Origin of the sequence: Shewanella sp. MF05960 (assembly GCF_050849305.1) — a bacterium.
Lineage (GTDB): Bacteria > Pseudomonadota > Gammaproteobacteria > Enterobacterales > Shewanellaceae > Shewanella.
This window is the reverse complement of record NZ_JBOZPS010000007.1, coordinates 114,395-129,572: the sequence shown is the minus strand read 5'-3', so window position 1 is coordinate 129,572 and position 15,178 is coordinate 114,395. Positions and strand designations below refer to the sequence as shown.

Annotated in this window: 12 protein-coding genes and 1 pseudogene; 6 read left to right on the top strand and 7 right to left on the bottom strand. The window is 40.2% G+C overall.

All coding sequences use genetic code 11. The features are described 5' to 3' along the window. Positions 1 to 20: 20 nt before the first annotated feature. Positions 21 to 1,400 carry a sigma-54-dependent transcriptional regulator gene (locus ACROAE_RS09105; protein WP_432400948.1) on the bottom strand — a complete coding sequence of 460 codons (1,380 nt, stop codon included), beginning with the start codon at positions 1,398 to 1,400 and terminating at the stop codon, positions 21 to 23. A gap of 15 nt (positions 1,401 to 1,415) precedes the next feature. After that, positions 1,416 to 3,377, bottom strand: coding sequence for an ATP-binding protein (locus ACROAE_RS09100; protein ID WP_432400946.1), 1,962 nt, complete (start codon positions 3,375 to 3,377; stop codon positions 1,416 to 1,418). A 426-nt stretch (positions 3,378 to 3,803) separates the two neighbouring features. On the opposite strand from ACROAE_RS09100, the gene ACROAE_RS09095 reads away from it, so the two are divergent. After that, the gene (locus ACROAE_RS09095) at positions 3,804 to 5,594 is read left to right on the top strand and encodes a flavocytochrome c (protein WP_432400944.1); all 1,791 of its coding nucleotides are present in this window, start codon (positions 3,804 to 3,806) and stop codon (positions 5,592 to 5,594) included. Between the two features lie 97 nt (positions 5,595 to 5,691). On the opposite strand, the gene ACROAE_RS09090 is transcribed toward ACROAE_RS09095, so the two are convergent. Beyond that, a complete protein-coding gene (locus ACROAE_RS09090) occupies positions 5,692 to 6,261 on the bottom strand; it encodes a DUF7010 family protein (protein ID WP_432400942.1) in 570 nt (189 codons plus the stop codon). Positions 6,262 to 6,514: 253 nt separating this feature from the next. On the opposite strand from ACROAE_RS09090, the pseudogene ACROAE_RS09085 reads away from it, so the two are divergent. Next, positions 6,515 to 6,805: pseudogene (locus ACROAE_RS09085) on the top strand (transposase domain-containing protein); the annotation flags it as partial. A gap of 44 nt (positions 6,806 to 6,849) precedes the next feature. On the opposite strand, the gene ACROAE_RS09080 reads toward ACROAE_RS09085, so the two are convergent. Together ACROAE_RS09080 and ACROAE_RS09075 are read right to left on the bottom strand one after the other, a co-directional pair. Then, complete coding sequence (locus ACROAE_RS09080; protein WP_432400940.1) at positions 6,850 to 7,887, bottom strand: DcaP family trimeric outer membrane transporter; 1,038 nt, start codon at positions 7,885 to 7,887, stop codon at positions 6,850 to 6,852. A 117-nt stretch (positions 7,888 to 8,004) separates the two neighbouring features. Continuing rightward, positions 8,005 to 9,582 (bottom strand): multiheme c-type cytochrome, encoded by a 1,578-nt coding sequence (locus ACROAE_RS09075; protein WP_432400938.1) that lies wholly within the window; start codon positions 9,580 to 9,582, stop codon positions 8,005 to 8,007. Positions 9,583 to 10,091: 509 nt separating this feature from the next. Here ACROAE_RS09075 and ACROAE_RS09070 point away from each other — a divergent pair. Continuing rightward, on the top strand, positions 10,092 to 10,694 hold the full coding sequence (locus tag ACROAE_RS09070; RefSeq protein WP_432400936.1) for a TetR/AcrR family transcriptional regulator: 603 nt from the start codon (positions 10,092 to 10,094) through the stop codon (positions 10,692 to 10,694). Between the two features lie 87 nt (positions 10,695 to 10,781). Here ACROAE_RS09070 and ACROAE_RS09065 read toward each other — a convergent pair whose 3' ends face one another. Further along, the gene (locus ACROAE_RS09065) at positions 10,782 to 11,525 is read right to left on the bottom strand and encodes a DUF1499 domain-containing protein (protein WP_432400934.1); all 744 of its coding nucleotides are present in this window, start codon (positions 11,523 to 11,525) and stop codon (positions 10,782 to 10,784) included. Between the two features lie 236 nt (positions 11,526 to 11,761). On the opposite strand from ACROAE_RS09065, the gene ACROAE_RS09060 reads away from it, so the two are divergent. From ACROAE_RS09060 to ACROAE_RS09050, 3 genes are all read left to right on the top strand, one after another. Then, on the top strand, positions 11,762 to 12,283 hold the full coding sequence (locus tag ACROAE_RS09060) for a type II secretion system protein (RefSeq protein WP_432400932.1): 522 nt from the start codon (positions 11,762 to 11,764) through the stop codon (positions 12,281 to 12,283). A gap of 298 nt (positions 12,284 to 12,581) precedes the next feature. After that, entirely contained in the window at positions 12,582 to 13,073 is a 492-nt protein-coding gene (locus ACROAE_RS09055; protein ID WP_432400930.1) for a DUF2798 domain-containing protein, read from the top strand. Positions 13,074 to 13,107: 34 nt separating this feature from the next. Beyond that, positions 13,108 to 13,404 (top strand): DUF3861 domain-containing protein, encoded by a 297-nt coding sequence (locus ACROAE_RS09050; protein ID WP_432400928.1) that lies wholly within the window; start codon positions 13,108 to 13,110, stop codon positions 13,402 to 13,404. Positions 13,405 to 13,457: 53 nt separating this feature from the next. Here ACROAE_RS09050 and norR read toward each other — a convergent pair whose 3' ends face one another. Further along, positions 13,458 to 15,038 carry a nitric oxide reductase transcriptional regulator NorR gene (gene norR, locus ACROAE_RS09045; RefSeq protein ID WP_432400926.1) on the bottom strand — a complete coding sequence of 527 codons (1,581 nt, stop codon included), beginning with the start codon at positions 15,036 to 15,038 and terminating at the stop codon, positions 13,458 to 13,460. Positions 15,039 to 15,178 lie beyond the last annotated feature (140 nt).

Here is a 15,178-nt window from a genome sequence, read left to right as displayed (position 1 = left end):
TCATAACAAGTACAGAAGCACTAATGCCCTTTTAGTCGCCGACTCAAAGCGCTTTGGCTGATCCCCAATATTTGCGCTGCGGCGGTTTGGTTATTGGCTGTGCGACTCATGGCTTCATCGAGTAATGCTTGGTTCATTTGGGCGATGGTCGGCAATGACTTCGGAAAGATAATTCTATCCGCTGGCGCAGCTATTAATGACTTATGTTCATTTATAGCCTCCATAAACGGACTGGTATTAAGGGCTATACCGTCACTTCTGCTTACGGCATCAAATACCATTCCCTTCAGCTCATGTAAATTACCGGGAAAATCATAACTTGCTAACTGAGAGGCCAATTCTGCGGGTTGTATGGGTGCGGGTAAATTCATTTCAGTTGCGGCTAGGGTGATAAAATGATTGATCAACATCGAGATATCTAACTGACGCTCAACCAGTGGCGGTAATTTAATTTTATGCGCGCGCAATCGATATAAAAGATCGCTTCTAAACTCGCCAGCGTGATGAAGCTTAAGTAAATCATCTTGAGTCGATACCACGAATTTACATTTTACTGGGTATGCGGTGTCACTGCCTAAAGGATAATATTGCTTGTTTTCAAGCAGGGCTAATAATTTCACTTGTGCATCAAGTGGCAGTGCGCCAATTTCGTTAAGATAAAGTACGCCGCTGCCGACTTGATGCAATAGACCTGCAACCGCTTCAAGTTCACCATTATGGTGATGATACAACTGACCACACATTTTTTGTTCAAAGTATTCACTGCTAATGCCCGCAAGATTAATGCAGATAAAAGGTTCATTTGGGCTATAAAGCGCATGGCAAGATTTTGCGAACTCACTCTTACCGGTACCGCTCGCACCAGAGATTAACAGCGGTTCAGGGCTACACGATACCGCTTCAAGGTAGCGAAATTGATCTAATAACAACGGCTCACAGGTTAAAATATTATTAAATGCTTGTGGGTTATCTAAGGTGCGACTTAAAAACCTCTCTTTAATGTATAAATAGTTACGCTCAAGCCCAACCACTTCAAGTGCTCGTCGCACTGTCCGTGCAAGGTCGTCGACATTATCTGTTTTAATAAAATAGTCATAAGCGCCATTTTTAATACACCGTACTGCGGTATCCACTTCATTTACCCCAGTAACAATAATGACCCGAGTATTAGGAAAGTCACTGCGGATCATCGCTAACAGCTCTTCACCTGAATGAAATGGCATCGTAAGGTCAACCAATACCAGTGCATAGTCACCCACCTGCAAACGACTTTGAACCTGACGACTGTCAATACAGGTGTCAATAACAGCTTCGGGAACCAGGCGGTTTAATGTCACGGCCAGTGTGCGTAACCATGCGGCTTCATCGTCGATTAACAGAATATTTCGAGCTAACTTCATTGGTTAAATCCTAGTTTAATGCGCTAAAGCAAACGTTAAGCAAATCCGAGTACCTTGGCCTAACGTTGATAATATCTGCATTTCGCCTTGGTGCTCTTTAATAATTTTACTGCATACCGACAACCCTAGCCCACTGCCACCTTCGTTGCGTCTGGTGGTAAAAAAAGGTTCGGTAATTCTTTTTAATGTTGCGCTATTCATGCCGCAGCCATTATCGACAATACTTAACATTGCCTTATCGTCTTGTACGTTGGTTTCTATGACTATCTCAGCTTGTTGAGCAGTGCAGGCGTTACAGGCATTTTGAATAAGGTTAATTAATACTTGATGCAGTTGCTGAGCATCACCTTTAATACAAGGTGAAAGCTCAGATAATATGATACTGACTTGATGTGTTTTAGTTTGATTTGCCGTTAACCGCTGCGCGACTTGAACAACATCATTTAAACACACGCGGGTATATTCATCGGCTATATGCGGCATGGCATAACGTTTTAAATCATTGACGATTCGGCTAATACGTTTAGCGCCCTCTTCAATGGCGCCGCAACTGTATTGCAACTCGTTGATGGCGACGTCGGGATTAAGCCCCGCAATAAGCCAAAAAGGATTTTGTTTTTGGTAATAGCTAGCCGCAGGCGCTAAGTCTTTCATCGCCGCACTAAATAACGACACTGCATGGACAATTAATCCAGTGGGATTATTAATTTCATGGGCTATACCGGCAGATAATTCCCCCAGTGATGCTAAGCGACTGGCCTCTTCATTGGCCTGGCGTAAACGATGCTGCTCGGTTGACTCTTCAAGTAAAATAACCACCTGGTCTTGAGCTATGGGGTGGATTTGTAACTGCCAAAACTGTTGTTGGTAATGCATATCTGCGATAAGCGATTTTTGACTGGATAACACATTAAGCACCGCGGTCTTAAGCACAAAAACGTCGTTGTCTATGTAGTAAAATGCATCTGAGTCTAACAAATGAATATTGTTATCGTTACTCCATAAATGCTGTAAGGCGTGATTAACGATGGTCACGCCATTGGGAATGCCATCGAGCACAGATTGAAACTGTTGTGACAGTTCGGATATCTCGGCTTCAATCAGTTTACGTTGCATCAATTGGGCATTTAGCGCTTTAGCGTGACGGCGTAAACTCGCACTAATAAATCCGGTGTAGACCAACCCTGCTGCAGAAATGATGGCAACCACAATCGCAAGTGCGAACAGGCGCTTTTCGGTAAAGGTTAAATCGACTTTTTCGCGGCCGGTGCCAAACCATTTATTGACCAGTAAATCATATTCACCCGACAACTTTAATTGCCTTAATGCATCATTAATTTGCTTCATCTGCCTGGCTTTAGTGGCATTGGCGACAAAATTAAACGCGCCGTAAATTAATGCATCACTAGAGCTTCGTACCGACGGATACAAGGGCTGTAGACGCCGAGCAACAAAGCTTTCGGCAATCACCACGTCGACCTGATTTTTAATCAGCAACTGAAAGCCTGTTTCATAAAGATCAACATCAACCCGATCAAACTTTTGCAGTTTGTCGGACAAAAATACATCAACAAAAGCGCCTTTTTTAATGGCGACACGCTTACCGGTTAAATCTGCCCAGTTATTGATTAACGCTTTACCCTGCAAGGTATAGGCTTTGGCGTGGGTGGCATAAATAGGGTCCGATTGCGCTAACTGACGGTTCATATTTATTGGGCTCACTACCGCAATCACATCAATGTCGCTGTTGGGGTTATGCACATCGTTTAACAGTTGCTGAAAACTCTTGCGCCGAACAACAATCCGCGTGCGGGTTAACTGGCCAATTCGGTTCATCAGCTCAATATTGAAGCCTTGATCGACACCATTATTGCGCCATTCAAGCGGCGCTGTATTTGAGTGCACGCCAAATACAATGCTGTCTTGCGCCAGCACTGGCAGGGTAAAGAATATAAGGCAAAGCAATATCAATCTCATCCGCTAATGTTACTCATTTAGCCTATTTGAAACTGTGCAGCATTCCGCATATGAGTAAATCATTATGTAATAAACGCGCTTAGTCTAAATTCATCAGCATTTCACTCAATGTGATCTCGCTCAACATCCGCTATGCAAAATTGCATATACCTCTTTGTAGCTATGCATGTTTGCATAGTGAGTTTTAGAGCTTGTGATTAAGCAGTCATTTATCTCTACATAATCACCTATCACATTGTTGATTTTACGATCATGGGTAAAACTAAGTGTGAGCAAATAAATAACCAGGTCGGGATAATCAATTCGACCCACATTTAGCCGTATTTGTAGCGTGGAGTGATGATCACTTCTGCCTTGATAAAACAAAAATAAGACTTCTATCATTAATTGGCTTATCGCCGTTAAGGCATAGAAGGGGGAATCAACATGAAAAAGATGAAAATTGCAGTCTGTCTAGCCACGTTAATGGGTACCGCAGGCCTAATGGGTAATGCCGTAGCCGCTGACAACTTAGCCGACTTCCATGTACAAAACCAAGAATGTGATAGCTGCCATACAGCAGATGGTGAACTCTCAAATGACAGCTTAACTTATGAAAATGCGCAATGTGTATCGTGCCACGGCACATTAGCAGAAGTGGCAGAAACTACAAAACATGAACACTACAATGCCCACGCCTCTCACTTTCCTGGCGAAGTGGCTTGTACTTCATGCCACAGCGCTCACGAAAAATCGATGGTCTATTGTGACTCTTGCCACAGCTTCGACTTTAACATGCCATATGCTAAAAAATGGCAACGTGACGAACCGACTATTGCAGAATTAGCCAAAGACAAAGCAGAACGCCAAGCAGCACTAGCAAGTGCACCACGCGACACAGTTGATGTGGTTATTGTCGGTTCGGGTGGTGCAGGTTTCTCTGCTGCGGTAGCAGCACATGACAGCGGCGCTAAAGTAATTTTGATTGAAAAAGAACCCGTGATTGGTGGTAATGCTAAGTTAGCAGCCGGCGGCATGAATGCAGCCTGGACTGACCAACAAAAAGCCAAAAACATAACTGACAGCCCAGAGTTAATGTACAAAGACACCATGAAAGGTGGCCAAAACATTAACGACCCAGCTTTAGTTAAGATTCTAAGCTCACATTCTAAAGACTCTGTTGATTGGATGACAAAAATGGGTGCCGACTTAACCGACGTTGGCATGATGGGCGGCGCATCAGTTAACCGTTCACACCGCCCAACCGGTGGTGCTGGTGTAGGTGCTCATGTGGTACAGGTACTTTACGATAATGCGGTTAAACGTAACATTGACTTACGCATGAACACTCGCGGCATTGAAGTGCTTAAAGATGATAAAGGCAGTGTAAAAGGTATCCTCGTTAAAGGGATGTATAAAGGTTACTACTGGGTTAAAGCTGACGCGGTTATTTTAGCAACGGGTGGTTTCGCTAAAAATAATGAACGTGTTGCTAAGCTAGATCCTTCTTTAAAAGGCTTTATTTCAACTAACCAACCTGGTGCTGTAGGTGATGGTTTAGATGTCGCTGAAAATGCCGGTGGCGCGTTAAAAGATATGCAATATATCCAGGCGCATCCAACACTGTCTGTTAAAGGTGGTGTGATGATTACCGAAGCGGTACGTGGTAATGGTGCGATTTTAGTTAACCGTGAAGGGAAGCGTTTCGTTAACGAAATCACGACTCGTGATAAAGCCTCTGCAGCCATCTTAGAACAAACAGGTAAAACAGCTTATTTGATTTTTGATGACTCTGTACGTAAGTCTCTGTCCAAAATTAACCAATATGTCGGTTTAGGTGTGGCTCCATCGGCTGACAGCTTAGCGAAATTGGGCAAAATGGAAGGTATTGACGGTAAAGCATTAACTGAAACTGTCGCGCGCTACAATAGTTTAGTCACCAGCGGTAAAGACACTGATTTTGAACGTGCAGACTTACCACGCGCACTAAACGAAGGTAACTACTACGCAATCGAAATCACACCCGGTGTACACCACACCATGGGTGGCGTGATGATCGATACTAAAGCCGAAGTGATGGATGCTAAAAAACAGGTTATTCCTGGTTTATACGGCGCGGGTGAAGTAACCGGTGGTGTTCATGGCGCTAACCGCTTAGGGGGCAATGCGATTTCAGACATCATTACCTTCGGTCGCTTAGCAGGTGAAGAAGCAGCAAAATACGCTAAAAAGAACTAAGCAATTAAGAATTAACTGATTTGCTAGTATCAGTGAAGCCACAGCTCAATGCTGTGGCTTTTTTTATGTTTATACCTATTACATTGGTCGTATCGAGCTAAACACTCATGCTTAGTTTTTGTTGCTGGCGCCAATGAGACTGCATGATGGGTATGGTAAAGCCATAGCATAAGACCACGATTAATGGTTGAATTTGGAAGCTTAATTCTGGCCAAAGTTGAAAGGCTACAACACAGGCAATAGTGCGAACAATAGCGTGAACTATGGCGACTTTTTGCGCGGCAATCACGCCATGGACTAACCACATCAATCCCGTCTGAATCGCTAATACAAAAGGTAATGCGAGATAATTTTCCATAAAAAATGGAATGCTGATGCCAAAGGTTAAAAAGCTCATCCCTACCGCAGCCAGAAATACATTTTCAAACCAATTACGGTTAGCTTTTTTCTTAAACGAGATATTCTCACCTGTTAGTCGAGACACTCCCATAGCCAAATACACAATAGAACCGGTGCCAATAAAAACCGCTAACACTAACTGCGATGTCGGTAATATAAAACTGAGCACAAACAATACACTCCAAACAATCATGCCAGATAATGGCATCGCTAACGCGCGTAGTTGACGGTACTCAATTAACTGCTGGTCCAATGATTTATGTTGCATGATAAAGCCTCCTTGTTGGTATGGATTTATTATCAGCAAAACGCTCATCGAGCAGTAGTGTGCTTTGTCAGCAATACGCCATGACAAATGTCATCTGTTGCAGCTGTCTTAAAGGCAGGATTTTTAGCCATAAAAAAGAGCACCTAGGTGCTTAATGTCGATCAGTTAAGAAATGAAATTAAAAAAATATATCGCTCTATTTACCTATCTTTCAGCCTGCCAAAATCTGGTAATCTTCATTATCGGATTTTTTATGGAACTTTCAGAAGCACTTGATCGCTCTTCAATTAAACCGCTTGACCGAATTCTCATGCTTTTCTGATTTCATTGACCCCGATATTATTCAATCTTGTCTAGACTCCAACGGCATTACAATATTAAGATGCCGAAAACTCCCCATGGATGCTATGGTCTTGGCTGTTATTGGTATGTCTTTATTTCGCAATGAATTCGTTCGTCAATGAATTAACAAGCTTCACATTTTACTACCAGATAAGTGGTTGATGATGTCGCTAGAAGTGCTGTAACGCAGGTCAGAAAAAAGTCATAACATCATTGTGATGACTTTTAGTACATAATTAGTAAAGGTTAAATGGCATATATCATTGAAAATTGTCCATAAAATGAGTTTTTATCTTCATGTTCCAACTCGTAATTTCCCACTTCAAAACCAACTGAAAGTTCTGGTGTTAAATTTTCAAACAAGTTAACAGCCCACTGACTAATTTCAGTATCGCTATTATCACCTTTGATATAACCATATATGAAAGTAGATCGCATCGTGTCAGTCCAGAAATGACGATATGCCACATTATAAGCAGTAGACTCTTCAACGTCGTCTCCTACCAGATCTTTTACTGCGGCAGTTCCTACATAACGACCCAGTTCACCGGTGTGGAATTGAAAACGGAGATCATCGTGACCAAATGTATTCACTTTACCCGCAAAACCACCACCAATAGTCGTTTCTGTATTTCCTTCTAACGTATTTAATTGACGGCCAAGAGCAGAAAATGAAACATTACCCCAGTCACCTTGAAAAGTATATTTAGCAATAACATCTGGCACATTATCATTGGCTGTATCACCACCATAACTTTCTGGATTTTCTAAGGAGAATTGGAAGCCTCCATTTGTATATCTAATCTGTCCTTGACGAACAAATGAAATCCCCATTAATGTACTACCAAAATCAGCAGTTTCAGCAATAGCACTTGGATTCATGAATGTTGTCCAAGTCTGTCCTGCGAGAATATTTTTATAACTTATATATGCATGTCTAACTCTAGGATTATAAGAGTTTGAAACGATTTCATTTCCTGAACCACCATATAAATCCATTTCAATAAAACCTGTGACATCACCGTGTTCATACTTTGTATTAAAACGTGTTTCGTTTGCGAAAATTTTAAACTGAGAAGCATTTTCATCTAACCCTACACCACCACCTTTCCAATTATCTTGATAGGCAACATCACCATCAACATAACGGGCATCAACTTTAATATAACCACCAAAAGTTATTTTATTATCATCGTTAATTTCAAATTCATATGCAGCAAAAGAAGATGAAGAGATACAGCTTAATGCTATTGCTAGAGCAATAGTATTTAATTTAGAGTTCATAATTTATTCCTATAGACGTAACTCTCCCTACGTAGGGGGAGTTACGTAATTTAATTAATACAATGAGTTAAATTATTAGATATTAAAATATTAATTTAATATTTTTAATAAAATAAATTACATAGCTTTTTTCATATGATCAGTTAATTGCTGATATCTTGCTTCAGCTTTATGTAAACGTTCTACTTGTGTGTCATCGAATTTACCAGGTTGTGGGAATTCCGATTGATGGCAACTAGAACAAGCGTTTGGTAGTACATCAAAATCTGTACAGTAGTGTACATTTTTTGGATGCTTCACACTGTCATAGCAAGAACCGAAGTCTTTGTTTATTTTCCCCCAAGATTGAGTCAATTTAGCTTCAGGATCTGCATCAGGAAGTGTAAATTGTTTGAGATAATTAAACTGTGCTAATGATTCTGTCGGAGTAATTGCTTTGAAAACATGCAGTCTGCCATCATAGCGGGTAGAGCGAAGAAAACTAATCATGCCATATGGCATATGACAATCAACACAGTTAACATCCGCTTGCATATGAGAATTCCCCTGATGTTTAGCTGTACCTTTGTCTTTATTATGACAACTTAGACATAAATCATTAGCAGGTAATCGGGTTTTCTGTGTATGTGGATCATGACAGGTTTTGCAATTCATACCGTTTTGAAAATGCTTGGTACTTTCTATTTGCATGGTATAAGACTTTCCTTGTTGGAAATAATCCGTACCAGCCCATTTTTTACGAACATTATCAACGTAAAACTCATCCAGTTTATCGCCAACATTATAATGTTGACCTTGGCCTAGAGGATTTTTTTCATCGAATTTAATCGGAAGTTCGCTCCAAAAACCATTGTCATAATTAATAGCATGGCCAGACTGATGACACTGATCGCACTCTTCACTTCCCGTCTTACTGTCTAAGTTTTCTGGGTTTACAATATCTTTTTTATCTCGACTTTTGGCATGTGCGCCCCCTGGGCCATGACATTTTTCACACCCAATAGCAAATTCAGTTGTTGTCCAAATATTAGTTTTATCTGCTGAACGCCCTAACTTACCTGCATCTGTCCATGTTTCAGCATTAAACCCAGTTAGATGGCATTCTGCACAACGGTTTTCGTAATTATGAAATTGTTCGAATGTAGCGAGTTTCTCATCTGATGAGATAGAACCATCATCGTTAAACCAAAATAAGTCAAAAGCATTTCCCCAACGCTCTTGTTTTTCTTCATTATTCCAGTAATTAAATGGTAAAACAATTAAAGAATCTGATTCTTCTGCATAGGAAAAAAACATCGTTTGAGAAGTATAACCAACCGCATCGACTTGATAAGAAAGTTCACGATTAGGATCTTTTTTATCATGAATGGTGACCCAATATTTTTTCCCTTTCATAAACAAAGTAAATTTTCGGTCTTTATTACTGGTTGTAATAACTTTAGGCTCTTTTTCTGTACCCCACGGCGCACTGATGGAATTATTGTCTTTTGTATATAACTTTCTCATCACGTTTGCATGACGAGTTCCCTGCCATTCTTTATAAACATCTTGATGACATGTTTTACATTTTTGGGAGCCGACGAAATCGCCTCTTGGATTCACATCTTGATTCGCAAACGATGGGTTAAAGCTACTAAAGAATATTATTAGAAAAAACAACGGCATGTTTTTCCCAATGGATTTTAAAGCGTTCATATTTATCACCTCTCATAATTATTATTTTTTGAAAAGTTTAATTAACTATCATCACTTCATAAAAAAAAGACAAAGTCACCCTATAAGAAAGCATTATATTAATAATGAAAACTCACAATAATTAAACTTAAATAGTATATTTACCTAATGTAAAAAATTCAGTAAACCTCCTTTTTATGTAACATCTTTTATCAACATAATGAATATAGCCCATTTTTGACCGATTGGTCATTAATTAAGTATTTTTATATACCCAATTAGTGATACAGGTCGACTTTTATTATTAATGGTGAAATATACCTATATGGGAGTGTGAGGTGACGTTAAATAATTATCATATAATTAAACCATACCTAATAAAGTGATTGATTTTATAATTGTGCTCTTATTTAGGCTGCACTAATTCTAATTATTTGACTTAGGGCACAACTAACTACCCCTAAAAATGATATATAATTGGAAGGTGTCTACATTGAAATAGAGCAATAATATACTATTGACGAGGTTATATGGCTGCTGGAAGAAAAAAGGAGTTTGACGAAGACAAAGTTCTTGTTTCTGCTATGAAGGTATTTTGGCAGAAAGGATACGTAGGGACTTCTATGAGTGATCTCACAGAGCAAATGGGTATCAAAAAACAAAGCCTTTACAGTGCTTTTGGTAATAAAGAGCAGCTTTTTATCAAAGCAACTGATTTATACCTTAGCAATAGAGAAGCACATAACTTCAGCCTCCTAAAGCAAGAAGACACCTCTTTGAGTGAAAGAGTGATGAACTGTATGATGTCTATTTTGGTACGCCAGTGCGATTCGAGTGACCACAAGGGCTGCTTTGTCACATTATGCCAGTCGGACTTAGATAGTGAAGCCATGCCGGCTGAAGCAACTCAGAAATTAGTAGATTCAGACAATGACATTATAAAAATGTGGCTAGACTTATTTTCAACCGATCCGGAATCTATAGCATTAGGCCTTGATAAACGCGCTGAAGAATGCGCTATATGCATTTTTACAACACTAAAAGGTACTGCTTGTATGTCTAGAATCAATATGACTTCAAATAGCCTAACCTGTGTCATAACCAACTGCCTGAAAAATATAGGCTTACATTAGAATACTTACACATAAGTGTCCTTTTTAAAGCCTTTTGACAGTATATTTTTTATTATTCGACTTTAATCTATCATCAAAAAACCTCTATTATTCAGTGAATTTATGGCTAAACTCTTGAATACGCTTTGCATTTACACCCGCATCGCCAATGCCGATACGTGACACACTGCGTAAATCAATGCGACTACCCTGCTCTGAACTCGTCACAACGACAACAATATCGTCAGCAAAATTGAAAAATGGCGTTCTCGCTGTAGCTTCAAAACGCAGTGTTTGCGGTTGTTGCTCCACAATAATCCAGTCCATTTCGTTGGCGATACTGAGTGCTTTTTTAAACGCCGCATCGGAACTTAACTCCGACATAATAGGCTTGATATAAGGAAAGGCTTTTAGCTGCTGCGCAGCAATTTCAGCCCCGCCGTAAACTAAAGTATTTTTAGCGCCTATTCGGCTGTCGGTTAAAAACACAAATTGCGGCGGTGCATCAGTATTTGTCGTAATATCATGAATAGGAGGGTACTTTACTGGCTCGATAATAAGCCCCTTCAACATGGGCGACAACATCGCAATCCCCAATACTAATGCTACGACTGACTTTGCAGTGCCTCGCGCTTTAGGGCTGTCAGTCTTAATCATCATACCGCTGACTAAACTGATTAGCGCCAATGCCACCACAATATATCCAAGCACATTGTGGTATTTACGGCTCGCAATAAAGCCCGTTATTGGGTCCCATAGTCCCATCGACGAACCAAAAATCATCACACCAGCCGCGATGACCGCAACCAATGCAACTACCAACGCAATATGACTAATAACATTTTTTTGCATTACATCCATCCTGTAAAAGAAACTTATGATTTATAACTATATTGACCTGCATTTTTGAGAAATAATTTCTGCTCTCACATAAAAAGGTAAAAAATGGTACTGTTACGACTCTATATAACAAATATCAGCACATTGATTATTCAGTAATACTCATCTGCTATTCAAATTTGTATCCACCGTATTGTTAGCGTTATCTTAAATTTTTCTTATTTTTTTCATACAAATAGGTACCAACGATGATAAAGCAGGCTTCTAAACAATCTGGCTTCACACTCATTGAACTCGTCGTAGTCATTATTATTTTAGGCATTCTTGCTGTCACTGCGGCACCTCGCTTTCTAAGTTTAAGCTCCGATGCAAATAAGGCGGCACTTCAATCAATGGGAGGTGCTATCAAATCAGCAGCCAATTTAGTGTACGCTAAATCTGTCATTCAAGGATTACAAAACAATGCTAAAACAACGATAGATATCGATGCAGATGGGATTGATGATTTAGAAATTTCATACGGATACCCAAGTGCTAATAGAAATAATAGTATTTCAAAAATTATGGGAAGTGGCTTCGACAATGATTGGACTTGGTCAACAACCTACGGTGATACTCGTTTTTGGTTAACCACTGCATCATTAGGTGGACGTTCTGGCGTTTACGTAAATCAAACAGCGGTATTAAACAGTGGATGCTACATACTTTATGATCCGGTGACCACAATAGGTTCAAGTCCAAAAATATCTTACGTTACAACTGATTGCTAATAAAATAATATGACTAATTTAAACCTCAATATCTTTGTTTTCGATATTGAGGTTATCTGCTGCAAAGTAAAAACGCCTCCTACCAACCAGAAATAAATACATATCAAAACCTTACAAAAAAAGTAAGATTTACCTACAAAAAACACCTCTCTATATACCTACTTCAACGCCATCCCAAACAAGCATAAAATTAATATATTCAACACAACAACCAAACTAGTTGACATAATCAACAACATTGAATATAGTTGACTAAATCAACCTAGTCCATTTCCATTTTAATCACTTGAGAAACAAAATGCATGCACAACCCGTTATGCCATTAACCCAAGTAGGCCCAACGAAAACCCCGATCATTTATAAAGTGCTAGTGGTGTTTGCGATGATGACCTTCATGGGCGGTTCACTCATTGGTTTAATGACCTATATCAACATCGGATATAGCGAGATGTTTTTCAATGATTGGTTAACATCATTCCTATTTGCGGCAGTAACCGTGATGCCTGCGGGATTTATCTTAATGGCTTTGTTAACTCAAATTGTTGAACAGTGGCTACCTGATACCAGCGAGAAAAAGCGCAACATTATTGTAGGGCTGTTTATGGCACTGACGATGGAGTCTGCAATGGCCTTATCGACTTCGATTAATAATATTGGCTTTAACAGTTATTCTGCACTGTTTAGCCACTGGCTTGATGCGCTACTCGCCGCGCTGCCTTTAGGCTTAACGTTAATGGTCATTACATCATTAACCATCAAACCTAAAATTGAACGATTTTTAAAAAGTTAACTTATTTACCCATAAACTTATTGAGGAATTCACCATGAGCAAAGAAAACCAATATCGAATTACCGTCGAGCAAATTAATCCAGATAACGAAGCCGCTCAACCATTACAGTTTGAATTCCAAGACCGAGAAGATCTGTTTAAACTCGTTGAGAACCTTAAAAAAGGCAGTGGACTCCCGGAGTCAGAAGCCACTATCTTAAGTGTTGGTTTACGTTTGTTAGGCCCATTAATGATGCAAAACCGTAAACACCCGCTGTTTATCGATTTTATGCCGCACTTTAAAACCTTTATGCAAAACTTAAAAACCACCATTAAAAGTGCACTGAGTTAATCGTTCATTATTTATTGCTAAATACCCAGTATTGAACACTATACCCCACGGGTTTATACCAACATAAACCCTGCATTGGGGTCTATATCCAAACGGCGCATGGTACGAATGAGGTTGCTTCGGTCAAGTTTTAACGTTCTGGCTACCGCTGCCAAATTACCGCGTTCTTTAACTAATATCGCTTGAATAATTTGGCGCTGATACTCATCGGTTGCATCGCGTAACCCGTAAATTTCGGCATCTGCTAATACAATTGATGAAGGATGATCAACGCTGTGCGTTATAACTAACTCTGATGTAACTTCTGGTTGATGTGCAGCAAACTCCATCCCAAGATGCGCACAATTAATGCTAATAATGCTGGCAAGACGACCTTGCTCGCTTATTGCCCTTAATGCTGCCCGACTCAACAGATGCTCTAACTCACGTACATTTCCAGGCCAATCATATTGCATAAGCTGTTCGATTGCCGTTTGCTGTAATCTCAGTTTGGCGACGCCCAATTGATGCTGACTTTTTTCTAAGAAATATCCAGCCAGTAAAATAACGTCTTTACCGCGTTCGCGTAAGGGCGGCACAGGCAAAGGATAAACACTCAAACGATGATACAAATCAGCCCTAAAGCGTCCTTCTTTCACTTCTTGCTGTAAATGGCGATTGGTTGCCGCAACAATCCTAACATCGACCACAATAATCTTGTCGCTGCCAACACGTTGGATCTCGCCATTTTGCAGCGCCCGCAATAACTTCGCTTGTACGGCTAACGGCAACTCTCCCACTTCATCTAAAAATAACGTGCCACCATCGGCCAGTTCAAAACGGCCACAGCGATCATTCACCGCCCCAGAAAACGCCCCTTTTACATGACCAAATAATTCACTTTCTACAATGCTTTCAGGTAATGCGGCGCAATTAATTTGCACTAAAGGCTGTAAATTACGTCGTGATTGTTGGTGAATACTCTTCGCGACTAACTCTTTACCCACGCCGGTTTCACCGGTAATCAACACCGACAAATCACTGCTGGCGACAGTATCGATGTCGGCTTGTAATGCGTTTATAGCCGCACTCTTACCAATAATCGTTGAGGGGCCAAGGGTTGCCTGAGCAACTTGATGGCTTTGCTCAATTTTGGCCTCAAGTGCTTCAATATATTCGCTGGTTTTAATCGCCGCGGCCACCCCAGCAATATACGCTCGGGTTTCTGTAGGATTAAGTGCATCAAAACTGCCCGCCTGCATCGCATCGAGGGTGAGTACGCCCCACACTTTGCCATCAACATAAATAGTGCTACCCATACAGTCATGTACGTGTAACTGCTCACTGCCGTCGTCCACCAAACCGTCATAAGGATCGGCTAGGCTAGAGTCGGCATCAAAACGCGTAATGTGTGGGCTGGCGAGTATTTGTTGTAATCGCGGATGATGATGAATAGAAAACTGCCGAGCAAGCGCTTCTTGTTTGAGCCCAACCACCGCGACTGGCACCAAATAATCTTGCTTGAGTTTTAATAACGCCACGGCATCACAAGGAATAGCGCGTTGAATCGCTTTAATAAGTCGTAAATAACGTTCCGATTTAGCCAGATCGCGATTTAAATCTTCTACAATATCAATGAAAGGAGAAATATTCATAGTAAGTCAAATTAACTTAATTTAGGTTAATTTGACACATTTAATGATCTAGGTCAATTTAACCTTTAACTATATTATCGTATATAAAACAATTAGATAAATATTGGCACGTTATGTGTAATACGAGAGTATCGCAGATA